Annotated in this window: 25 protein-coding genes and 1 tRNA gene; 14 read left to right on the top strand and 12 right to left on the bottom strand. The window is 70.5% G+C overall.

What is annotated here, in order from left to right:
* Positions 1-99: 99 nt before the first annotated feature.
* Entirely contained in the window at positions 100-777 is a 678-nt protein-coding gene (locus ACGFIW_RS32460; RefSeq protein WP_393324031.1) for a hemolysin III family protein, read from the top strand.
* A 101-nt stretch (positions 778-878) separates the two neighbouring features.
* Here ACGFIW_RS32460 and ACGFIW_RS32455 read toward each other — a convergent pair whose 3' ends face one another.
* Complete coding sequence (locus tag ACGFIW_RS32455; protein ID WP_393324028.1) at positions 879-1166, bottom strand: DUF6458 family protein; 288 nt, start codon at positions 1164-1166, stop codon at positions 879-881.
* Between the two features lie 112 nt (positions 1167-1278).
* Between ACGFIW_RS32455 and ACGFIW_RS32450 the strand changes: the two genes are divergently transcribed.
* Positions 1279-1818, top strand: a complete 540-nt coding sequence (locus ACGFIW_RS32450; protein ID WP_393324025.1) for a SixA phosphatase family protein — start codon at positions 1279-1281, stop codon at positions 1816-1818.
* A 44-nt stretch (positions 1819-1862) separates the two neighbouring features.
* On the opposite strand, the gene ACGFIW_RS32445 is transcribed toward ACGFIW_RS32450, so the two are convergent.
* The 4 genes from ACGFIW_RS32445 to ACGFIW_RS32430 all read right to left on the bottom strand — a co-directional run bounded on the left by ACGFIW_RS32445 (position 1863) and on the right by ACGFIW_RS32430 (position 6366).
* Complete coding sequence (locus tag ACGFIW_RS32445; RefSeq protein ID WP_030487564.1) at positions 1863-2132, bottom strand: DUF6458 family protein; 270 nt, start codon at positions 2130-2132, stop codon at positions 1863-1865.
* Between the two features lie 399 nt (positions 2133-2531).
* Positions 2532-4388, bottom strand: a complete 1857-nt coding sequence (locus ACGFIW_RS32440; RefSeq protein WP_393324065.1) for an acyl-CoA dehydrogenase — start codon at positions 4386-4388, stop codon at positions 2532-2534.
* Between the two features lie 128 nt (positions 4389-4516).
* Positions 4517-5641 (bottom strand): PP2C family protein-serine/threonine phosphatase, encoded by a 1125-nt coding sequence (locus ACGFIW_RS32435; protein WP_393324062.1) that lies wholly within the window; start codon positions 5639-5641, stop codon positions 4517-4519.
* Between the two features lie 104 nt (positions 5642-5745).
* Positions 5746-6366 (bottom strand): septal ring lytic transglycosylase RlpA family protein, encoded by a 621-nt coding sequence (locus tag ACGFIW_RS32430; RefSeq protein WP_393324023.1) that lies wholly within the window; start codon positions 6364-6366, stop codon positions 5746-5748.
* A gap of 187 nt (positions 6367-6553) precedes the next feature.
* Between ACGFIW_RS32430 and ACGFIW_RS32425 the strand changes: the two genes are divergently transcribed.
* Positions 6554-7105 (top strand): phosphoribosyltransferase family protein, encoded by a 552-nt coding sequence (locus tag ACGFIW_RS32425; protein ID WP_393324020.1) that lies wholly within the window; start codon positions 6554-6556, stop codon positions 7103-7105.
* Positions 7106-7154: 49 nt separating this feature from the next.
* Complete coding sequence (locus tag ACGFIW_RS32420; protein ID WP_393324017.1) at positions 7155-7586, top strand: ASCH domain-containing protein; 432 nt, start codon at positions 7155-7157, stop codon at positions 7584-7586.
* Between the two features lie 10 nt (positions 7587-7596).
* On the opposite strand, the gene ACGFIW_RS32415 is transcribed toward ACGFIW_RS32420, so the two are convergent.
* Positions 7597-8478, bottom strand: a complete 882-nt coding sequence (locus ACGFIW_RS32415) for an LLM class flavin-dependent oxidoreductase (RefSeq protein ID WP_393324014.1) — start codon at positions 8476-8478, stop codon at positions 7597-7599.
* A gap of 186 nt (positions 8479-8664) precedes the next feature.
* On the opposite strand from ACGFIW_RS32415, the gene ACGFIW_RS32410 reads away from it, so the two are divergent.
* From ACGFIW_RS32410 to ACGFIW_RS32395, 4 genes are all read left to right on the top strand, one after another.
* Entirely contained in the window at positions 8665-9369 is a 705-nt protein-coding gene (locus ACGFIW_RS32410) for a dihydrofolate reductase family protein (RefSeq protein WP_393324011.1), read from the top strand.
* Between the two features lie 30 nt (positions 9370-9399).
* Entirely contained in the window at positions 9400-10044 is a 645-nt protein-coding gene (locus tag ACGFIW_RS32405) for a dihydrofolate reductase family protein (RefSeq protein WP_393324008.1), read from the top strand.
* Between the two features lie 138 nt (positions 10045-10182).
* A complete protein-coding gene (locus ACGFIW_RS32400) occupies positions 10183-10938 on the top strand; it encodes a hypothetical protein (RefSeq protein WP_393324005.1) in 756 nt (251 codons plus the stop codon).
* Positions 10935-11282 carry a transcriptional regulator gene (locus tag ACGFIW_RS32395; RefSeq protein ID WP_393324002.1) on the top strand — a complete coding sequence of 116 codons (348 nt, stop codon included), beginning with the start codon at positions 10935-10937 and terminating at the stop codon, positions 11280-11282. The genes ACGFIW_RS32400 and ACGFIW_RS32395 overlap by 4 nt, the downstream gene beginning before the upstream one ends.
* Before the next feature lie 58 nt (positions 11283-11340).
* On the opposite strand, the gene ACGFIW_RS32390 is transcribed toward ACGFIW_RS32395, so the two are convergent.
* The 3 genes from ACGFIW_RS32390 to ACGFIW_RS32380 all read right to left on the bottom strand — a co-directional run bounded on the left by ACGFIW_RS32390 (position 11341) and on the right by ACGFIW_RS32380 (position 13569).
* On the bottom strand, positions 11341-12150 hold the full coding sequence (locus ACGFIW_RS32390) for a hypothetical protein (protein WP_393323999.1): 810 nt from the start codon (positions 12148-12150) through the stop codon (positions 11341-11343).
* Positions 12147-12734, bottom strand: coding sequence for an RNA polymerase sigma factor (locus ACGFIW_RS32385; RefSeq protein ID WP_393323996.1), 588 nt, complete (start codon positions 12732-12734; stop codon positions 12147-12149). The genes ACGFIW_RS32390 and ACGFIW_RS32385 overlap by 4 nt, the downstream gene beginning before the upstream one ends.
* 448 nt (positions 12735-13182) lie before the next feature.
* The gene (locus ACGFIW_RS32380; RefSeq protein ID WP_393323993.1) at positions 13183-13569 is read right to left on the bottom strand and encodes a winged helix-turn-helix transcriptional regulator; all 387 of its coding nucleotides are present in this window, start codon (positions 13567-13569) and stop codon (positions 13183-13185) included.
* A gap of 102 nt (positions 13570-13671) precedes the next feature.
* Between ACGFIW_RS32380 and ACGFIW_RS32375 the strand changes: the two genes are divergently transcribed.
* From ACGFIW_RS32375 to ACGFIW_RS32355, 5 genes are all read left to right on the top strand, one after another.
* The gene (locus ACGFIW_RS32375; RefSeq protein WP_393323991.1) at positions 13672-14295 is read left to right on the top strand and encodes an NAD(P)-dependent oxidoreductase; all 624 of its coding nucleotides are present in this window, start codon (positions 13672-13674) and stop codon (positions 14293-14295) included.
* Positions 14295-14717 (top strand): nitroreductase family deazaflavin-dependent oxidoreductase, encoded by a 423-nt coding sequence (locus ACGFIW_RS32370; protein ID WP_393323988.1) that lies wholly within the window; start codon positions 14295-14297, stop codon positions 14715-14717. Before ACGFIW_RS32375 ends, ACGFIW_RS32370 begins: the two co-directional genes overlap by 1 nt.
* Positions 14718-14753: 36 nt before the next feature.
* Positions 14754-15803, top strand: a complete 1050-nt coding sequence (locus tag ACGFIW_RS32365) for an LD-carboxypeptidase (RefSeq protein ID WP_393323985.1) — start codon at positions 14754-14756, stop codon at positions 15801-15803.
* Between the two features lie 95 nt (positions 15804-15898).
* Positions 15899-16714 carry a cellulose binding domain-containing protein gene (locus tag ACGFIW_RS32360; RefSeq protein ID WP_393323982.1) on the top strand — a complete coding sequence of 272 codons (816 nt, stop codon included), beginning with the start codon at positions 15899-15901 and terminating at the stop codon, positions 16712-16714.
* 73 nt (positions 16715-16787) lie between these two features.
* Entirely contained in the window at positions 16788-16961 is a 174-nt protein-coding gene (locus ACGFIW_RS32355; protein ID WP_393323979.1) for a hypothetical protein, read from the top strand.
* Between the two features lie 90 nt (positions 16962-17051).
* Here ACGFIW_RS32355 and ACGFIW_RS32350 read toward each other — a convergent pair.
* Positions 17052-17125 (bottom strand) — tRNA-Gly (locus tag ACGFIW_RS32350).
* Positions 17126-17482: 357 nt separating this feature from the next.
* Complete coding sequence (locus ACGFIW_RS32345) at positions 17483-18040, bottom strand: pyridoxamine 5'-phosphate oxidase family protein (RefSeq protein WP_393323977.1); 558 nt, start codon at positions 18038-18040, stop codon at positions 17483-17485.
* A 77-nt stretch (positions 18041-18117) separates the two neighbouring features.
* Here ACGFIW_RS32345 and dcd point away from each other — a divergent pair, with 77 nt between their 5' ends.
* Positions 18118-18696 carry a dCTP deaminase gene (gene dcd, locus ACGFIW_RS32340; protein WP_357066363.1) on the top strand — a complete coding sequence of 193 codons (579 nt, stop codon included), beginning with the start codon at positions 18118-18120 and terminating at the stop codon, positions 18694-18696.
* 60 nt (positions 18697-18756) lie between these two features.
* Here dcd and ACGFIW_RS32335 read toward each other — a convergent pair whose 3' ends face one another.
* A complete protein-coding gene (locus ACGFIW_RS32335) occupies positions 18757-19743 on the bottom strand; it encodes an NlpC/P60 family protein (protein ID WP_393323974.1) in 987 nt (328 codons plus the stop codon).
* Positions 19744-19799: the final 56 nt, after the last annotated feature.

Below are 19799 nucleotides of genomic sequence, written 5' to 3'. Positions count from 1 at the left end.
CTCGCCGATGTCGTGCCGATACGGAGTCCACGATGACGGGTGCCGGGTGTCACCAACGCCACTACTTGCAAGTAACCTACGGTGCCGTAGCCTGACTGCGTGAGCACCTCCGCCCCGCTGCGCCTGAAGCCGGTCGACATCGGTAAGCCCCGGATGCGCGGCTGGCTCCACACGTACGCCTTCTTCGTCGCCCTGCTCTGCGGCATCGTGCTCTGCTCGATCGCCGCCACCCGTCCGGGGTGGGCACCCCTGGTCAGCTGCCTGATCTACAGCCTCACGGTGTGCGGGCTCTTCGGCACGAGCGCGCTCTACCACCGTCGCGTGTGGTCAGAGCGCGGGTACCAGGTGATGCGCCGGATGGACCACTCGATGATCTTCGTGTTCATCGCCGGGACGTACACGCCGCTCTGCGTGCTGCTGCTCGCGCCCCGGCCGGCCACCGTGATGCTGGCCCTGGTCTGGGGTGGCGCACTTGCCGGCGTGGCCCTCAAGGTGATCTGGCCGCACGTGCCGCGCTGGGTGTCCGCGCCGCTCTACCTGGCGCTGGGCTGGGTGGCGGTGGCCATGCTGCCGGAGATTCTGCATGGTGGCGGTGTCGCGGCACTGGTGCTGCTGATCGCCGGTGGCGCCATCTACAGCGCGGGAGCGGTCTTCTACGCGTTGCGCCGGCCCAACCCGTGGCCGACCGTCTTCGGTCACCACGAGTTCTTCCACGCCTGCACACTGCTGGCGGCGCTCTGCCACCACATCGCGATCTACTTCGCACTGCTCGCCTGAGCGCCCACCCGACGACGAACGCAATCCAGCGCGGGTCAACCACTGCCTGATTGAGCCGGGGCCCCGCGACGCTGCGGGGCCCCGGAGTTCGCGGGCGAGGGTCAGACCGGGCGGCCCGGTCGACGCACCTCGCGGTACTCCTGGACGACCTGGTCGTCCTGGACCGGAACGACCCGGTCCGCTACGACGCGCTGCTCGCGGACCGGCGCGGCGACCACCGTGCGGCGGCGGCTGCTCCAGAAGTAGAGGGTCGTGATCAGGCCGGCGACACCGGCCAACATCAGCACCCAGCCGACCACGGACAGGTCCAGCCAGCCCAGGTCGGCATCCACGGCGAATGCGAGGATCGCGCCCAACGCGATCAAGAAGATGCTGCCACCAATGCCCATGTCTCGCTCCTCGGCTCTAACCTGGCGTACGACGCGCCGCGGCCGTCGGTAGGGGTGCGGCATCCATTGACTTACCCCGGCACGGAGATCGCCAATCGGGCAAGCTGAGGGCATGACGGACGCCGACCCCGAGACCCGGACACTGGTGTTGCTGCGGCACGCGAAGGCCGAGCAGGGCAACGACGCGGCAGACGATGCCCAGCGCCCACTCAGCGCACGTGGGGGCGCGGATGCGGCAGCGGCCGGCGCCTGGCTGGCGCACCACGGGTTGCTGCCCGACGTGGTGATCTGCTCGACGGCCAGACGCACCCGGCAGACCTGGCACGGGGTGGCGATGGGAATGACCGGTACGCCGCCGGAGGGCGGCCCGACCGGTCCTCGCCCGACGGTCCGTTACGAGCCCGGCGCGTACGACGCGCATCCCGAGGAGTTGTTGGCGCTGGTCCGCACGGTCGACCCGGCGGCCCGCACGGCGCTGCTGATTGCCCACAATCCGGGCATATCGCTACTCTCGGCTCTTCTCGACCCGGAGCGTGCGTCAGATGACGGTCTGCGAACCGCCGAAGTGGCGGTGCATCGTGGCCGGTTCGCCTGGGCGGAGTTGGCTCGCGCGGGAGCGCCGACCACGGCACGGCACACCGCACGCGACTGAGCCACCCGCCGATCACGACGGGTGGCTCAGGGGCGCGTGCCGGCTCAGGACGGCGGCGCGGTTGGTGGCGGTGGGTCCGGCGGTGGCGGCATCATCGCCGTCGGATGGGAGAGCCGGTTCTCCTCCACGATGAGGGTCCGGGCCCGCTTGCGTCGGTCCTGCCAGAACCAGACAGTGGTCAGCAGTACGGCCAGCCCGGCCAGGATGAACACCCAGCCGACCGCCCGCACGTCGATCCACCAGACGTTGGCCCTCAGTGCGAAGGTCAGGATCGCGCCGATCGCGATGAGAAAAATGCCGCTTCCTACACCCATGTGCGCTGCACTCCCCCGTGCGGTGGCTCTGGGCGTTCCCTTTCGAGGTCACGCGACGGTTACCCGCCACGCCGCCGGCATACCCGGCCAGCCTTGCCGAATACCTGCCCGCCCTCGCCGCGTCGGGGCTGACCACCTCTCCGCCATCCTTTGCTCTGCACCCGCGGAGGCACCAGCTACGGACCGTGAGCGTCGCCTCCGCGGGTGCAGAGCAAAGGAGCTGCGAGGGGGTGTGGTGGGTGGGAGCCCGGCGGCCCCCGGGGGAGGGAGGGAGGGGAGCACCCGCCCGCCCACCCACTCACCCACGGACGCGGCGACGGCCGGCGGGGCGGGTGCCCTACCGGCCGTCGATGTCGGTGCCGGGTGCTGCGATGCGACCCGGGATCGTCGGGAGTGCCGCTAGAAGGCCTCCTCCGGTAGGTCCATGATGTCGAGGTCGGCACCCTCGATGATCCGCCGATCGGCGCCGATGCGGGGCAGCACCTCGCGGGCGAAGAAGCGGGCGGCGGCCACCTTGCCGGTGTAGAACGCCTTGTCGCTGGCCGAGACCTCGCCGGCAAGCGCCTTCAGCGCCACGTCGGCCTGCTTCTGGAGCAGCCAGCCGACGATCAGGTCGCCGGTCGCCAGCAGGAACCGACGGCTGCTCAGCCCGACCTTGTAGAGCGCCCGGGTGTCACCGCCCTGCGCCTCGCCCAGCCAGCCGGTCAGCACACCGAGGATGTTCTGGATCTCGGCCAGTGCCTTGCCGAGCGCCTGCCGCTCCTCCTTGAGCTGACCGTTGCCGGCCTCGGAGGAGATGAACTCCTGGATCTCACCGGCGACCGCCATCAGCGCCTTGCCGTTGTCCCGGACGATCTTGCGGAAGATCAGGTCCAGGCTCTGGATGGCGGTGGTGCCCTCGTACAGGGTGTCGATCTTCGCGTCGCGGACGTACTGCTCCAGCGGGTAGTCCTGAAGGAACCCGGAGCCGCCGAAGGTCTGCAGGGCCTCGTGCCCGAGCATCTCGTACGCCCGCTCCGAACCGACGCCCTTGACCAGCGGCAACAGCAGGTCGTTGACCCGCTTGGCCAGCTTGGTGGCCTTCTCGTCGCCGGCGGCCTCGGCGATCGCGACCCTGTCCTGCCAGGTGGCGGTGTAGAGGACCAGGGCACGAAGACCCTCGGCGTACGACTTCTGCAGCAGCAGCGAGCGGCGCACGTCCGGGTGGTGGGTGATGGTGACCCGTGGGGCGGTCTTGTCCGCCTGCTGGATCAGGTCGGCGCCCTGCACCCGGCTCTTCGCGTACTCCAGGGCGTTGAGGTAGCCGGTGGAGAGGGTGGCGATGGCCTTGGTGCCGACCAGCATCCGGGCGTACTCGATGATCATGAACATCTGCCGGATGCCGTCGTGCTTGTCGCCGAGCAGCCAGCCCTTGGCCGGTACGCCGTGCTCGCCGAAGGTCAGCTCGCAGGTGTTGGAGACCTTCAGGCCCATCTTGTGCTCGACGTTCGTGGTGTAGACGCCGTTGCGCTCGCCCAGCTCGCCGGTGGTCTCGTCGAAGTGGAACTTCGGCACCACGAAGAGCGACAGGCCCTTGGTGCCCGGGCCGCCGACGCCCTCCACGCCCACCGGGCGGGCCAGCACGTAGTGCACGATGTTGTCGCTCAGATCGTGCTCGCCCGAGGTGATGAAGCGCTTGACGCCCTCGATGTGCCACGAGCCGTCCGGCTGCTGGGTGGCACGGGCGCGGCCGGCACCGACATCCGAGCCGGCGTCCGGCTCGGTGAGCACCATGGTGGAGCCCCACTGCTTGTCGATGAAGAGCTTGGCCCACGCCTTCTGCCGCTCGGTGCCCTCGACGTGCAGCACGTGCGCGAAGGACGGGCCGGAAGCGTACATCCAGATGGGGGCGTTCGAGCCGAGCACCAGCTCGGCGAGGGCCCACCAGAGGGCGCGCGGCGCGTTGGTGCCGCCCAGCGCCGGCGGGAGGTCGAGCCGCCAGAACTCGGAGTCCATGAATGCCTGGTAGGACTTCTTGAACGACGCCGGCAGCGGCGCGGTGTGCGTGGCCGGGTCGAACACCGGCGGATTGCGGTCACTGTCGGTGTAGCTGGCGGCCAGATCCTCGCGCGCGAGGCGGTCCAACTCGGCGAGGAAACTGCGGGCGGTGTCGGCGTCGAGGTCCGAGTACGGCTCCTGACCGAACGACCGGTCGGCGCCGAAGACCTCGAACAGGTTGAACTCGAGGTCCCGCAGGTTGCTCTTGTAGTGGGTCATGCTCACTGGCCCCGCTTCCGGACAGGTGTTACCGATCAGTAACCCCGACTGTATTACTCGCGGGTAGGCAGCGACAAGCGGATCACCCAAGTGACGGCGATTACACACAAGCCCGTAACAGAGCCCGATCAGCTCTCGGCGGCACCGACCTCCCAGCTCGGGACGGCCGCCGCAGCGCCGGTACGGGCACCGACGTACTCCATCAGGACCAGGGCGATGTCGTCGTCGAGCCGGCCGTGCACCCACTCGATCAGGGCGGTCTCCAGCGAGGCCAGCCCGTCGGCGACCGTGCCGTGACCGAGCAGTCGCCAGGCGCGGTCGGCGGTGGGGAAGAACTCGCCGTCCCGCCGCGCCTCGCCGAGGCCATCGGTGAACAGCAGCAGCCGGTCGCCCGGCTCCAGCCGCTCGACCCGGGGGCGGACCACCGGCATGAAGCCGAGCGGTGGCGCCGGTGCCGGCGGCTCCAGTGGGATCACCGCGCCCCGGCGCAGCAGCAGCGGCGACGGGTGACCGCAGTTGACGATGGTGAGCGTGCCGCCGCGCTCCTCGACAAGTGCCGCGGTCACGAAGTCCTCGTCGCCGACGTTACGTGCCACCGCGCGGTCCAGGTCGGCGACGACGGCACGCAGGTCGGCCCGCTCGTACGCGACGTGTCGGTAGGAGCCGAGAACGATGCTGGCCAGCCGAACGGCGTCCAGGCCCTTGCCGCGCACGTCACCGATGATCATGCGTACGCCGTAGGGCGTGTCGATCGCCTCGTACAGGTCGCCACCGATCTCGGCCGTGGCGGTGGAGGAGATGTAGCGTCCCGCGACCGAGAGCGTCCCGACCTGCGGCCCGAGCGGGCGCAGCACCGCCTGCTGGGCCACCGAGGCCAGCTTGGTCAGCTCGACGATCTGCTCCGTCTGTCGTTGCCGGAGCGACGCCATCGCCACCGCGAGTCCGGTGGCGACCGCGACCGTGACGACGTTGACCGGGGTGATCAGTGACGCCTCCGGCTCGGCCAGGGCGAAGCCGGCCCCGGTCAGGGTCGCCACGACCCCCACCCCCAGCACCACGGGCCAGGACGCAAGGGCTGCGGCCAGCAACGGTACGGCCGACAACAGCGCGACGTAGTGCGCGAAACGGCCGTCCGCCGCCTCCGCCGCCGACACGATCGCGAGCAGGACAAGGGCCGCGCCGAGGCCGGCGCGGGATCCGGGGCTCAGCGGGCGACGGCCCGGCTGGAGGAGTCGCGTGGATACGACTGACAGTTTGCCTGATCGGAGTGAACCAGTGAATGAACCTGACCCGTCGTCCAGGAAGGTTCTGTCCGGCCGGCCTGGTCGAGCGTCCGAATCGGCGCGACCCGACCCGGTCAGCCGAGCACCTCGTAGCGGACGGTGAGCGCGCCCACGTCGACCGAGGCGATGCTGGCGAACGCGGCCCGGGAGAGGTCGAGGCAGCGGCCGTCGATGAACGGGCCGCGGTCGTTGATCCGCACCACGATCGACTTGCCGTTGGCCGGGTTGGTCACCCGGACCTTGGTGTTGAACGGCAGCGTCTTGTGAGCGGCGGTCAGCGCGTCCGGGTTGAACGACTCACCGTTGGCGGTGAGCTGCCCGTCGGAGTAGAACGAGGCGCCACACGAGCCGCTCTCCAGCACCTTCGCCGCCGCCGTGGTCTTCTTCGCGGTCGGCTTCGGCTTCGGCGGCGCGGTGCGGGTCTTGCCCCGGGAGGCGGCCTGCGGCGACCGGATGGCCGACGGACTCGCGGACGCGCTGGCGGACGGGGAGACGGCCGGGGAGCTGGGGGTGAGGCTGCTCGCGGCCGTGGTCGGGGTGAGGTCGAGGGTCGTCTGCCCCGACTGCGCGGAGCCGGAGGTCAGCTGAACGGCACCGACGGTGCCCCCGACCGCGAGGGCGACGCCGACCGCCGCGGTGGCCACGATGCCCGCCGGGGAGGAGAAGATGCGGGTACGCGAGTGCTTGGCTGCCACCGGCCCGGTCCTTTCGTCGTCTGAACAAACCAGGTCGGACCGTAACGAGAGAAGCACTTCCGACGTCAACGTGATCATTGTGGTATGCCCGTATTTGCACTGGTACGTGTAGCCGATCATCCGACCCGGGGTGGGCCGGCCGGGCCGGGTCTCGGCACGCCGGCCACGGGTGCCGCAGGATGAGCGGATGACCGCCGAGCTGACCGAACGCCTGGCCACCCTGTTTCGGTGGGTCGACCCCGGACCGGACACCAGTCATCTGGTCAGCGACATCTCCGGCTGGTGGCGGGACCCGGCGGTGCTGGCCGAACTGGGACCGGCCCTGGTCGCGCCGTACCGGGCCGCCCGGCCGACCGTGGTGCTCGCCCCGGCGGTCACCGGGCTGCTGCTCGGGCCGTTGGCCGCGACCGCGCTCGGGGTCGGCTTCGTGGCCGCCCACAAAGCCGGCGACGGGCGGTTGCCGGCCGGCCCGCTCACCTGGGCGCAGAGTCCACCGGACTATCGGGGGCGGCGGGTCGACCTGGCCGTACGCAACCGGCACCTCGGCCCCGGCGACCGGGTCCTGGTGGTGGACGACTGGGTGCGTACCGGCGCTCAACTCCACGCTCTGTACGACATCTGCGCGGCCCGCGGCGCCGAGGTGCTGGGCACCGCCGTGGTGGCGGTCGACTGCCCACCCGAGGTCGCGGCCGACCTGCGGATCACCGGCCTGATCGACGGCGCGGACCTGCCGGTGTGACGGCGTATTGCGGCGACGGCACGCGCCATCCTGGCCTAGCCTCGGCAGGATGTGGCCTCGGATCGGTGAACTGCGCACCCTCGCCCTCGGCACTCCGGGCGAGCTGCGGGCGACCCTCAACACCCTCGTGCTGGCCGGCGTGAAGACCGCGACGGCCGGGCGGCTCGCGTACTACGCGGAGGAGGGCGAGGAGTTGGAGGAGGTCGGGGAACGGCTGGCCCTGGTCGACGACGACGACGCGCTGGCCGGTGTCGTGGAGATCACCGGAGTCGAGGTGGTCCCCTTCGCGGACGTGCCGTGGGACTTCGCCCGCGCCGAGGGCGAGGGGGATCGCTCGATCGAGGAGTGGCGGGCCGGGCACTCGGCCTACTGGGCGCGGCTCGGCACCCCGGTCGACGGCGACACCCCGATCGTCTGCCTCCGCCTACGCCTGGTCTCCGGCGGCGAGGGCGGCGTGGCCAGCGGCGACCTCGGCACCTGACGCCGTCACCTCAGCCCCGCAACTCCGGCAGCAACCGCGTCGCCACGTCCACCAGGACGGCCTCGTCGCCGGCGTACCAACTGCTGGCACGCGGCCAGTGCGTCACCATGTCGGTGAAGCCCAGGTCGGCGGCCCGGCCGACCTGGTCGGCGAAGAACTGCGCGCTGCTGAGAGAGAAGACCGGTGCGGCGTCCAGCGAGAGATAGCGGTCCAGAGTGGCGGGATCACGGCCGGCCTCGTCCAACGTCCGGTCCATCCGCGCGGACAGTGCCGCCACGCTGTCCCACCAGCCGGCCAGGTCGTTGTCGTCACCGGTGCCGGTGGTCACCCAGCCCTGGCCGAAGCGGGCCACCAGCCGCATCGACCGTGGCCCGTTGGCGGCCACCACGAACGGCACCCGGGGTTGCTGCACGCAGCCTGGGTTGTTGCGGGCGTCCACCGCGGCGAACCAGTCACCACGCCAGGTGGTGCCGTCCTCGCGGAGGATCAGATCCAGCAGCTCGACGAACTCGGCGAACCGGTCCACCCGCTGGCGCGGCGGCAGTGTCTCGCCGCCGAGCACCGCCGAGTCGAAACCGATGCCGCCCGCGCCCAGGCCGAGCAGCAGCCGACCGGCGGAGACGTCGTCCACCGTGGTGATCTGCCGGGCGAACGCGGCCGGGTGCCGGAAGTTCGGCGACGCGACGAGGGTGCCCAGCCGGATGCGGGAGGTCACCGTGGCGGCGGCGGTCAGCGTGCCCATCGAGTCGAACCACGGGCCGTCGACGAGGTCCCGCCAGCCCAGGTGGTCGTACGTCCAGGCGTGGTCGAAGCCCCACTCGTCGGCCTGCCGCCAGCGCTGCTGCGACTCGGCCCAACGCTGGTCCGGCAAGATCACGATGCCAATCCGCATGATCTTCAGCCTAGTCGCGTCGGAGGGGCCCCCGGCACCTCGCCACAGCAGGCAGCCCGGGGCTGGATCCGACACAGATCGTGATGCGCGTCACACGGTGGTCCGGTAGGGGGATCCCGGGCGGCTCCGACCTCTCCGGGAGCGGCACCCACGGTGAGGTGTCCGCCGAGGAGAGGACCAGACGCGATGACGAAGGTGACCGCACAACTGTCGGTGTCGGTGGACGGCTTCTACGCCGGCCCACGGTTCGAGGGCGACGGCAACTGGATGGACTCGGCGGAGAGCGCCGGGTTCTTCCGGGTCACCCGCTGGGTGACCGAGGCGTCGGCGTGGCGCGAACGGCAGGGCTTCGCCGGGGGCGAGCAGGACACCAACTCCGACGTGGTCGCCGAGTCGTTCGGGGCCGCTGGCGCGTACGTGATGGGACGCCGGATGGCCGACGGCGGTGAGGTGCCGTGGGGCGACGAGCCGCCGTTTCGCGCGCCGGTCTTCGTCGTCACCCACCGCCCCCGCCAGCCGTTGCTGCGGGGAGGAGGCACCAGCTTCACCTACGTCACCGATGGCGTGGCCAGCGCCGTCGAGCAGGCGCGCGCCGCGGCCGGCGGTAAGGACGTCGCTGTCGCCGGGGGAGGCAGCCTGGTGCGGCAGGTGCTCAAGGCCGGTCTGCTCGACGAGTTGGAGCTGCACGTCGTACCCGTCGTGCTCGGCACCGGTCTCCGGTTGCTCGACGCGGACCTCGACCTCGGCGAGAAGGAGGCGATCGAGCTGACGCCGATCCGGGTCATCCACACACCGCAGGTCACCCACGTCCGGTACGCGGTGCGCGGTCGCGCCCCGCTCGTGCTCGACGACCGGGGCAGCGGCGGTGGCCCGACGGTGACCACGAACTGAATCCACCCGGCAACCTGAGGAGAGAAAGCCATGCCACAACTACTGCGGGTGCAGTGCTTCAACGTGTCGCGGGACGGTTTCGGCACCGGTGTGGGGCAGAGCCTGGAACGGCCCTTCGGCCATGCGGACCCCACCCCGCTGTTCTCCTGGCGGGCCGCCACCGCCAGTTTCGTGTATCGCACCGAGCCGGGCGGCACTCGCGGCCTGGACGACTACCTGACCCGCGACGCCGAGTGCAACATCGGCGCGGAGATCATGGGTCGCAACAAGTTCGGCCCCCAGCGTGGCCCCTGGGAGAACCACGACTGGCAGGGCTGGTGGGGCGACAACCCGCCGTTCCACACGCCGGTCTTCGTGCTCACCCACCACGTGCGCCCGTCGTTCAGCCTGTCCGACACCACGTTCCACTTCCGCGACGTCAGCCCGGCCGAGGCCCTGGCCGAGGCGAAGCAGGCGACCGACGGTCGGGACGTACGCCTCGGTGGTGGGGTGGCCACCATCCGCGAGTTCATCGAGGCCGACCTGGTCGACACGATGCACATCGCCGTCGCGCCCGTCGACCTCGAACGGGGCGAGCGGTTGTGGGACAGCCCGGACGAACTGCTCGACCGTTTCCACCTTGAGTCGGTGCCCAGCCCCAGCGGAGTCACCCACCTGCTGTTCTGGCGACGCTGACGGCACGCCGACCGCTCTCCCCGGGCTGGTCGACCGACTCCTCGGCGACCGTCGTCATTCGCCTACCCTCTTGCGCAGAATGATTTGCGATGCAAACCTATTGGCAGCGCAGGGAAGCCGAGCAGCCTGGAGGCCACCGTGTCGGAACAACGGAGCACCGCGCCGGACGACAGAGACACACCCGGAGAACTCCTGGCATCGGTGGCCGCGCTTCGGCGGCGTACCCGGACCGACCGGCACGCCTACTGGTTGCCGCTCCTGCTGTTCGGGCTCCTGGTGGTGGCGGCGGCACCCCTGTACGTGGAGTCGGCCGACCCCCTCGCCATGCGCGCCACGCAGGGCAACCCCGCCCTGACCGGCCTCGGTGGTGACTTCCTCGAACGCTCGGCGGCCCTCGGGTGGTACTGGCTGGTGGCACTCATCGGCGGCTACCTGCTGACCCTCGGGTGGTACCGGTGGCGTGGCGCGCGGGCGGGCGTGCAGACCCCGACCCGGACGTACGTCATCGCCGGCATCGTCGGCACGCTGGTCGGGCTCGTGCTGCCGATCGTGCTGCGGTTCCTGCTGCTCAACTCGGCGACGGCGGTGTCGAGCGCGACAAGCTGGGTGACCACACCGCTGTTGGGCGTCTCCAATCGCGGCATGTTTCCGCACCTGGTCATCGCGGTGGGTCTGCTGGTCCTCGCCCGGCTGGAACGCAGTCGCGGCCTGACGGCCGTCAGCGTGGGCTACGCCGCCGCGGTCGTCCTCGTGAACGTCTACTTCCAGACCGCGAACTTCGAGCCGGGCGACCTGAGCCGACACAGTTTCCTGCTGGCGGCCCTACTGCCGGCGCCGATCCTGCTCGTCGGTGGCATCATCGCTCTTTTCACCACGGGTAAGAGGTCGACATGAGCACCGACACCGGCCCCGGCGGGCACCCGACGAACGGGCTCAGCGACACCGTCCACCAGCGCAACCGGCTCGGCATCCTCACCATCGCCGCCGAGGCCGAGCGGGTGGAGGTCGCCTACCTGCGCGACGCACTCGAACTCACCGCCGGCAACCTCTCCCGACACCTCGCCGTGCTGGAGGAGGCCGAGCTGATCCAGATCGACCGGGGCTACCACGGCCGCAGACCCAAGACCTGGATCAGGATCACCGAGCAGGGGCAGGCCGCACTGGCTGCCGAGATCAACGCCCTACGGGAACTGCTCCGCCGCCACCAGGAGTTGGGCAGCGCTCCGCCGGCCCGCTGACGTCGACCTACTGAGCGCGGTGAACGCCGGACAGGATGCGGGCGTTCACCGGGCTCGCCTATCGCCCCCAGGGCTCGGCGGGTCGGCAGTCAACTCCCGGCTCGCCGTAGACGAGGGTGCCGGCGGAGTCCACGTAGCAGTAGTCGAACTGCATCGACGGGCGAAACAGCAGGCGGCGGTCGATCTCGGATCCGGTGGCGTCATAGCTGATCAACTCGGCGTCCCTGGTGACGTTGGCACCCTCGGTGAGCAGGCCGAACACCCCGTTTACCAACCGCGCCGTGGTGGTGTGACCGTCGCCGTGTTCCAGCACCAGCCGGTGCACCCGAGCGCTGACCCGGCCGGTCACCGCGACGTCGCCTCCGTCGACTTTGCTCGACATGAGCAGGAGCTGCTGGATCGAGCCAGGCAACCAGTCCCGTTGCGGCCAGACACGTTCACCGCTGGTGCCCCCGGTGACCTCCTCGTGTGGCGGTCTTGCGACGTTACAGGTGAAGTACCCAGTTTTCGTCATGAACAGCGCCACGGCACGGTGGTCCTGCTCGGCGGCCACCGCCAAATCGTCAATCGACACCGGAAGCCGTTCGTGCTGCGCGTTCCACTTCAGGCACTGCTCCATCGCCCGGTGCAGCGTCGGTGACAGTTCACTCGAACCCATCGCCAGGTGCCGCACCTGCTCGTCGTTCGGCACCATCGCCACGCCGGCCACCACCGCCGCAGCCGTCGCCACGGTGGCGATGCCGAGTCGTACGCCCGTGCGGCGCCGGCGCCGAGGTCGGCGGATCGACGTCATCAGGTCCGCTCGCATTCGCGCCGCCTCGCCGGGCGGCAGATCACGCTCGGCAGGCGTGTCGAGAATGTCCTTCATCGCTCATCCTCCTGCTTGTTGCCGTCGGTAACCATCCGTGCCAGCCGAGCCCGTGCGCGACTCACGCGCGAACGGAGCGCGCCTTCGCTGATGCCGAGCACCGTCGCCGCCTCGCCGTACGGCACGCCGGACCACAGACACAGGGCCACCGCCTCCCGCTCCGCGCGAGGCAGCCGGCGGACCACCGCCAAGATCTTCTTCATCTGCCGTTCGTCATCGAGCCGCGCGACGATGTCGCCGGCCGGGTCCGCGCCCGCCTCCCGCTCCGGTGGCAACCTCCGCAGGGCTGTCCACCACCGCCGGGCCGAACGCCACTCGGTGCGTGTCGTATTGGTGGCGACCACCAGCAGCCACGGCAACACCAACCCGTCCACCAGGACCGCCGCTTCGCCGCGCCTACGCCACGCGACCAGGAAGGTCGCCTGCGTCACGTCCTCGGCGAGCGTCCAGGAGCCGGTGAGCCGGAACACGTGGTTGTAGACCGCCTTGGCGTACCTGTCGAAAAGCCGGGCGAAGGCGACCTCGTCACCGGCTGCGATTGTCGACCACAGATCCTGGTCGGACGGTTGAATCTGGCTCGTCACACCTGACTATTGCCGGTCGGGGCGAATCTGTTGCAGTCCTGCCCGAGGTCGGGGCGGGGACGAGGTAGGACACCGTGTCAGTGGCCGTGTCACGGTCGTGGCAGGGCGGTGACAGACCGCCCGCCGATGGTAGCTGCATGACGAGTTCAGCGATTGCGGTCTCCGGGCTGTGAAAGACCTACAAGGACAGGGTCCGGCGCGACCGGCCAGAGCGCCTCGCCGGTGCTGCCGAGCGGTTCAGCAACCCGCGCGGCCGCGCGCCCGGCACGTCGATGACGGTGCCGACGTCCGTGCGAACCTCGACTGGACCAAGCATCCTGACCTGCACCTGGCAGATCCTGCCACGAACGTGAGAAGCATCCGTGTCGCCGTGGTGCTCCGCCAACGGCTCTCCGGGCCGAGGTCGACCACGCTTTCCTGGCCCTGCGCGCGCCGGTGGCACGCGGGGTCACCCAGCGCGGTTGCGCCGGGTGGCGTTGTCGTACGACTCGCGGGCGTCGAGCAACTGGTCCCAATGCTGCTCGGTCCAGGCGCAGGCAACCGCGATCGGTTCGAGCATGCTGCGGCCCACCGGCGTCAGCTCGTACTCCACGTGCGGGGTGACCTCGGTGAAGACGGTGCGCTTGACCAGCCCGTCCCGTTCGAGGGAGCGCAGCGACTGGGTGAGCACCTTGGCAGTGACGCGGTGCAGCGGCACGCGCAGCTCCGAGAACCGGCGAGGCCCCTGCTCCAGACAGCGGATGATGAGCGCCGCCCACTTGTCGCCGAATCGGATCGGGTTGAGCGAGGACGGGCACAGCTCGTCGAACATGTCGGCGGGCAGGGGTTGCCTCATCACCAAACGATAGCTGGTATCCCGGCGGTAACCACGACCCTCGATAGCGTCGGCACATCGGCCGGGTGCACGGGCTCCGGCCTCTGGCGAGAGGCGCGACTCATGAGGATCGTGGTCTTTGGCGCGGGCGGTCGGGCCGGACGGCAGGCCGTCGCCGAGGCGCGACGGCGCGGCCACCAGGTCACCGCCCTGGTGCGCAACCCCGCTGACCACGGCGACCTGCCCGACGTACGGGTGGTGGCAGGCGACGTGACCGACGCCGGGAGCATCGCGCAGGCAGCCGCCGGGCACGACGCCGCCATCAGCGCCGCCGTCGACCTGTCCGTACCGCCGCACGACTTCTTCACCGCATCGTCGCGCGCCCTGGCCGCCGGCCTGACCAAGACGGGGGTACGTCGCCTGGTGGTGGTCGGTCTCGCCTCGATCATGCCCGGGGCATCCGGTGCCGCCCTGATGGACCAGCCCGGCTACCCGGACGAGTACCGGCCCTTCTACCTCGGTCACGCAGCGGGCCTCGACGAGATTCGGGCCTCCGACCTCGACTGGGCCTACCTGGCCCCCGCCGGTGACTTCGACCACGGCGGCACACGCACCGGCCACTACCGGATCGCCGAACATGGCGACCCAGCCAGTCGGATCAGCTATGCGGACTTCGCGATCGCACTTGTCGACGAGATCGAGGCCCCCCGCCACCACCGCGCCGCCGCGAGTGTCCGGGAGGTCTGATGCCCGAGGTCCACGACAGCCCGAACGCCTGGGTCGCGGAGCACATCCGCCGGTTCGAGGAGACCGGCGGCCGGCCCCGGCCCGGCGTGAACGACCTGCTCCTGACGACCCGAGGCCGACAGACCGGCAAACTGCGCCGCACCGCGCTCGTCTTCGCACGCGATGGCGACCACTATGTGCTGGCCGCCTCCAACCGCGGTGCAGACCGCCACCCCGCGTGGTACCTCAACCTGCTCGCCGACCCGTATGTCACGGTGCAGGTCGGTACGGAGACCTTCGGCGCGTACGCGCGCCCCGCCACGGCCGGGGAGCGTCCGCATCTGTGGCGCTTGATGGTTTCGGCCAGGTCGGAGTACGCCGCCTACCAACAACGCAGCACGCGGGAGATCCCCGTGGTTCTCCTGGAACCTGTAACGAAATGAGATGCGGACGGACTGGCGTACCTGTTGGATCTCGTCATGACGCATGAGCTTGTTCGCCCTCGGAAGGCTCGACCCGGGGACAAGATCGCGGTTCTCTCGCCGTCCTTCGCCGCGGCCGGCGCCTTTCCCGAGATCCACGAACAGGCCATGCGACGGCTCGCCGACCTGACCGGCCTCGTGCCGGTCGAATACCCGACCACCCGCACGGTGGGCGCGTCCGCGGCGGCGCGGGCGGCGGACATCAACGCCGCCTTCGCAGATCCCCAGGTACGCGGCCTTCTCGCCGTTGTCGGAGGCGACGACCAGATCACCGTCATCCCGCATCTCGACGCCGACCTCGCCCGAGCCGATCCGAAGCCGTTCCTCGGCACCAGCGACAACACCAACCTGCACCAGTGGCTCTGGGGCCTCGGCATCGCCAGCTTCTACGGTGGGTCCTCCCAGGTGCACCTCGGCCCCGGGCCGGCCGTGGACGACATCCACGCCCGGTCGCTGCGAGCGGCGTTACTCACCGGCGAGCGGTTGGAGATCACCGACCCGGGCGAGTCCGAGGACATCGGGATCGACTGGGCCGACCCGCGGGCGTTGACGTCCTTCGGAGAACGCGAACCGACGGAATCATGGAGCTGGCACGGGCCGCGTCGCGCAGTTACCGGCCCCACCTGGGGTGGGTGCCTGGAAGTCATCCAGTGGATCCTGACGGCGGGGCGCTTCCCGTCCACTCCGGAGGCTCTGCGGGGCGGGGTGCTGGTCATCGAGACGTCGGAGGAGCTTCTCCCGGCCGGCGAGGTCGGCTGGATCGTCCGATCGCTCGGTGAACGCGGTCTCCTCAGCGCCGTCGACGCGGTGCTGGTCGCCCGCCCCCCGGTCTCCGACCAGACGCGCCGACCCCCCGTCGCGGAGCGGGCACGGCTACGCGAGCAGCAGCGCGACACAGTCGTCGACATGGTGACCCGCTACAACCCGGAGGCAGTCGTCTGCGTCGGCATCCCCTTCGGCCACACCCGACCACAGTGGATCCTTCCCCACGGCGGCCCGGTCACCGTCGACGGTGTGGAACGCCGGGTGTTCGCCGACTACCGATAGAGCCCGTGCACTCGACGTCCAATCAATTGACAGGCGTTGATTGATGCGGTCAACTGGCGACGCCCGTATCCCCCGGCTCACCCAGGAGGACCCTCTTGCGTACGCTCCTGACGCTCGCCGCAGCCGCCGTCTGCGCCGCCGGTGCACTGGCCGTCCCCGCAGCGGCGGCGCAGGCCGATCCGGCCGGCACCGCCCCGGCCGGCGCGACCGTCCCGGCCGACGCCTGCGCCGGTACCGTCCAGATCCAGTCGCTCACCTTCAACCCGCCGCGGGTGGTTCCGGGCCAGGCCGTCACCGCCACGGCCGTCGGGCAGAACTGCACCGCCCAACAGCAACAGTTCGGCACGGCGATCTACGCCCGGTTCGTCGGCTCCACCCCCGGCATCCCCACCGGCTGCCCGGCCCTTCCCCCGCTGCCGGGCTGGGCGGTCACTGTCGATCCGGGCGCGACCTTCAGCTGGCGCGACGGTTACCTGGTCTCCTCCGGCTGTACGGCCACCGGTCTGGAGGTCACGGTCCGGGTAGAGGACACCGCCACCGGCACCGTGCTCACCCGGACCGCCACGGTGCCGATCGGCCCGCCGCCGGCGGCGCCCTGCACCGTGAGCTACCGCACCGGGAGCGAGTGGCCGGGAGGCTTCACCGCCCAGATCACCATCAAGAACACCAGCACCGTGCCGGTCAACGGTTGGGCGCTCAGCTTCACCTTCCCCGGTGACCAGCACATCGTCCAGTCCTGGTCCGCCACCGCCCAGCAGAGCGGTGCCACCGTCACGGCCCGGAACGCCAGCTACAACCCCCTGGTGGCGCCGGGCGCCTCGGTGGTCTTCGGCGTCCTGGGCACCTGGCAGGCCAGCGACGCGGTACCAATTGCGTTCACGCTCAACAACGTCAGCTGCGCCGCCGGGTAGCCCGCGCACCGGACCCGGCAACACGCTCGCGTCGCGGGCGCCCGGCGCCAGCCTGCGAGACATCGTGGCCCGGATGGGCCACGACAGTCCCCGCGCGACGCTGATCTATCAGCACGCCAATCGGGAGGCCGACCAGGTCATCGCCGACGCGATCGACAAGGCCGTCAGGGCGGCCCGACGCAAGCCGAGCAAGCGCAAGGTCAAGCGGGTTGCCGAGGGCAACGGACCGGCCGCCGAGGCGAGCTAATGGCCCACTAATGGCCCATCCCTGTTTCAGCATGACCTAGAACCACGGAAGCCCTGGCGGGACATCCGTCCTGACCAAGGCTTCCGTACGTGGAGCGGGTGACGGGAATCGAACCCGCACTGTCAGCTTGGGAAGCTGATGTTCTGCCATTGAACTACACCCGCAAGCGGCACCACTGTACCCGAGTCGCCGTGCCCGTGCACCCAGGCACCCCGGCCCGCCGCTTGCCCGCGTGCCGCTCTGCCCGCTCTGCCTGGTTCGGCCCGGGTTCGGCCCGGCTTGATCCACTCGGGTTCCTGAAAGTCGGGGTGTCCGAGCGGCCGGGACACCGCGATTTCATGATAATCGAGTCGATCATGCGGGGCGGCGCCCGCAGGCCGGTGCCGGGCAGCGCCGGACGGGGCGGGGCAGGGCAGGGCAGGGCAGCGCGCGGCGGCGCGGCGCGGGGGGCAGCGCCGGGCGTACGGCCGAATGCCGGCTCCGTCAGCACGGAGCCGGCACCGACTGTCTCTGGGCCGTGGTCAGGCGGCCGTGCACTGGACGTCGCGACTGCGGCGGGCCGGGCGGGTCGACGGCACGGTGAGTGGCGCGGCAGCCGCCGTCGGGGCGTGCGGGTCGAGCCAGACCCGAACGGCCGGACGGCCCGGCGTAAGGCCCGGGACGCCCGCGAGGTGCTGCTCGCGGCGGGTGAGCATCGCCACGTCGATGGTGAACTCGAAGAGCCTCCAGTCGACCTGCGGCTCGGCGCGGGCGCTCTGCGCCAGTTGCGCCACCCGGGCCGGATCGGTCACCGGACGGGCATGCCCCGCCACGTACGCCTCGTCGTCGCTCTCCTCCGGGGGGAACGAGTGCAGCGCGTAGCGGCCGTCGCGTTCGAGGTCACGGCGCTTCGGAGAGTCGATGATGAAGCAGAACAGACCCTCGTCGGTGATGACCGGGGAGACCGGATGGACCCGGGGCCCGCCGTCGGCGCGGACCGTGGCCAGGTAGCCGAAGCCCGGCCCGTACTGCTGGAGGAGAACGCGGATCCCGTCGGCGAGTCGGGGCTCGTCGGCGGCGAATTCGGACCAGGAAGCCATGCGAGCATTCTATCGAACAAATGTACGAGCAGCGACCTCGACACGCTGGTCACCCCCCGCCTCGCTATGGTGGTCCGATGCTGCTCTCCGACCGCGACCTGGTCTCCGAGATCAAGGCCGGCACGCTGGGCCTGGAGCCGTTCGAGCCCACCCTGGTCCAACCTTCCAGCATCGACGTGCGACTGGACCGGCTGTTCCGCGTCTTCAACAACCATCTCTACACCCACATCGATCCGGCGATGCAGCAGGACGACCTGACCTCGGCGATCGAGGTGCCCGACGGGGAGCCGTTCGTGCTGCACCCCGGTGAGTTCGTGCTCGCCTCGACGCTGGAGGTCATCTCGCTCGGTGACCAGCTCGCCGGCCGGCTGGAGGGCAAGAGTTCGCTGGGGCGGCTCGGGCTGCTCACGCACTCCACGGCCGGCTTCATCGACCCCGGCTTCTCCGGTCACGTCACGCTGGAACTCTCGAACGTGGCCAACCTGCCGATCACCCTCTGGCCGGGAATGAAGATCGGGCAGCTCTGCATCTTCCGGCTCTCCTCGCCGGCCGAGCACCCGTACGGTTCGGCGGTCTACGGCTCGCGCTACCAGGGGCAGCGGGGGCCGACGCCGAGCCGTGCCTGGCAGCACTGGCGCACCTGGCCCACCCGCTGAACCCGTGACGACGAGGGCCCGCCGCGGCGGATCGCGACGGGCCCTCGGTCAGCGCACTGATCAGCCTGGACGGCCGTAGCTGTGGACCTGACCGTCGTCGGCCCGCTTCATCTTGACCGGTTCGCCGGCCTGCGAGGCGTGCACCACCCAGCCGTCACCGACGTACATGCCGACGTGGTGGATGTCGCTGTAGTAGAAGACCAGGTCACCGGGGCGCAGGTCGCCCTTGCTGACCTTCCTGGTGGCGCGGCTCTGCGCGGCGGCGTTGTGCGGCAGGGACACCCCGGCCTTCGCCCAGGCGGCCAGCATCAGCCCGGAGCAGTCGTACGAGTTCGGGCCCTCGGCACCCCAGACGTAGGGCTTGCCGATCTGCGCGCAGGCGAACTTGACCGCCGTGCCGGCGGCGCCACCGGGATAGCTGGCAGGGCAGGGCGCCGGGCGCAGCGGACCGCCGCCACCGCTGCCGTACACCTTGAGGCGCAGCTTCTGTAGCTTGTCGATCTCCTCGTTGATCTGCTTCTTCTTCGCCGCCAGCTGAGCCTCGGTGCGGGTCAGTTGGGCCACCATCGCATCGAGCGGCGCCTTCTGCCCGGCCAACGTGTCGCGCAGGTCGGCCACCTCGCGGACGTCCTGTTGCTGGTTGTGCGCGAAGCGGTCGAGCATTTCGAGCTGCCCGACCACCTCGCTGGGCGACCGGCTGCCCAGCACGGCGTTGACGGTCAGCACGTTCTCGCCCTTGTACGCGCGCACCGCCAGGGCGCTGACCTTGTCCATCGCGGCGTCGACCTGGCGCTCCAGCGGGACGATCCGGGCGGCAAGCGCGTCGGCCTGCCTGCGCTTGGCGGCGAGGTCGATCCGGGTGGCGTTGTGCTGTTCGATGATCGGTTCGAGTTTGTTCCAGTCGGCGTCGATCTGGCGCTCGATCTCGGCGACGGACGGGTCGGCGTGGGCCGCGGTGACGCTGCCGGTCAGGACGACGGCGACGCCGGCCAGTGCGGCGAGCGCGGTGGTGAAGCGGGACCAGCGTGGGCGCGGCGCGATCGACATGGGGTCGGCTGTTGCCGACCGCTCGGACGACGGCCGCGGGGCATGGAGTGCCACCG

Source organism: Micromonospora sp. NPDC048935 (assembly GCF_043197875.1).
Classification (GTDB): Bacteria; Actinomycetota; Actinomycetes; order Mycobacteriales; family Micromonosporaceae; genus Micromonospora.
The sequence above is the reverse complement of the archived record's forward strand: the minus strand, read 5'-3'. Positions and strand labels throughout refer to the sequence as shown.

Coding starts and splice junctions, on each gene's coding strand:
- ACGFIW_RS32450 (WP_393324025.1), top strand. CDS start 1,279: ATGACGGACGCCGACCCCGAGACCCGGACACTGGTGTTGCTGCGGCAC.
- ACGFIW_RS32440 (WP_393324065.1), bottom strand. CDS start 4,388: ATGACCCACTACAAGAGCAACCTGCGGGACCTCGAGTTCAACCTGTTC.
- ACGFIW_RS32390 (WP_393323999.1), bottom strand. CDS start 12,150: ATGAAGGACATTCTCGACACGCCTGCCGAGCGTGATCTGCCGCCCGGC.
- dcd (WP_357066363.1), top strand. CDS start 18,118: ATGCTGCTCTCCGACCGCGACCTGGTCTCCGAGATCAAGGCCGGCACG.
- ACGFIW_RS32455 (WP_393324028.1), bottom strand. CDS start 1,166: ATGGGCATTGGTGGCAGCATCTTCTTGATCGCGTTGGGCGCGATCCTC.
- ACGFIW_RS32415 (WP_393324014.1), bottom strand. CDS start 8,478: ATGCGGATTGGCATCGTGATCTTGCCGGACCAGCGTTGGGCCGAGTCG.
- ACGFIW_RS32425 (WP_393324020.1), top strand. CDS start 6,554: ATGACCGCCGAGCTGACCGAACGCCTGGCCACCCTGTTTCGGTGGGTC.
- ACGFIW_RS32445 (WP_030487564.1), bottom strand. CDS start 2,132: ATGGGTGTAGGAAGCGGCATTTTTCTCATCGCGATCGGCGCGATCCTG.
- ACGFIW_RS32345 (WP_393323977.1), bottom strand. CDS start 18,040: ATGGCTTCCTGGTCCGAATTCGCCGCCGACGAGCCCCGACTCGCCGAC.
- ACGFIW_RS32370 (WP_393323988.1), top strand. CDS start 14,295: ATGCCCGAGGTCCACGACAGCCCGAACGCCTGGGTCGCGGAGCACATC.
- ACGFIW_RS32365 (WP_393323985.1), top strand. CDS start 14,754: ATGACGCATGAGCTTGTTCGCCCTCGGAAGGCTCGACCCGGGGACAAG.
- ACGFIW_RS32420 (WP_393324017.1), top strand. CDS start 7,155: ATGTGGCCTCGGATCGGTGAACTGCGCACCCTCGCCCTCGGCACTCCG.
- ACGFIW_RS32335 (WP_393323974.1), bottom strand. CDS start 19,743: ATGTCGATCGCGCCGCGCCCACGCTGGTCCCGCTTCACCACCGCGCTC.
- ACGFIW_RS32395 (WP_393324002.1), top strand. CDS start 10,935: ATGAGCACCGACACCGGCCCCGGCGGGCACCCGACGAACGGGCTCAGC.
- ACGFIW_RS32405 (WP_393324008.1), top strand. CDS start 9,400: ATGCCACAACTACTGCGGGTGCAGTGCTTCAACGTGTCGCGGGACGGT.
- ACGFIW_RS32355 (WP_393323979.1), top strand. CDS start 16,788: ATGGGCCACGACAGTCCCCGCGCGACGCTGATCTATCAGCACGCCAAT.
- ACGFIW_RS32375 (WP_393323991.1), top strand. CDS start 13,672: ATGAGGATCGTGGTCTTTGGCGCGGGCGGTCGGGCCGGACGGCAGGCC.
- ACGFIW_RS32380 (WP_393323993.1), bottom strand. CDS start 13,569: ATGAGGCAACCCCTGCCCGCCGACATGTTCGACGAGCTGTGCCCGTCC.
- ACGFIW_RS32410 (WP_393324011.1), top strand. CDS start 8,665: ATGACGAAGGTGACCGCACAACTGTCGGTGTCGGTGGACGGCTTCTAC.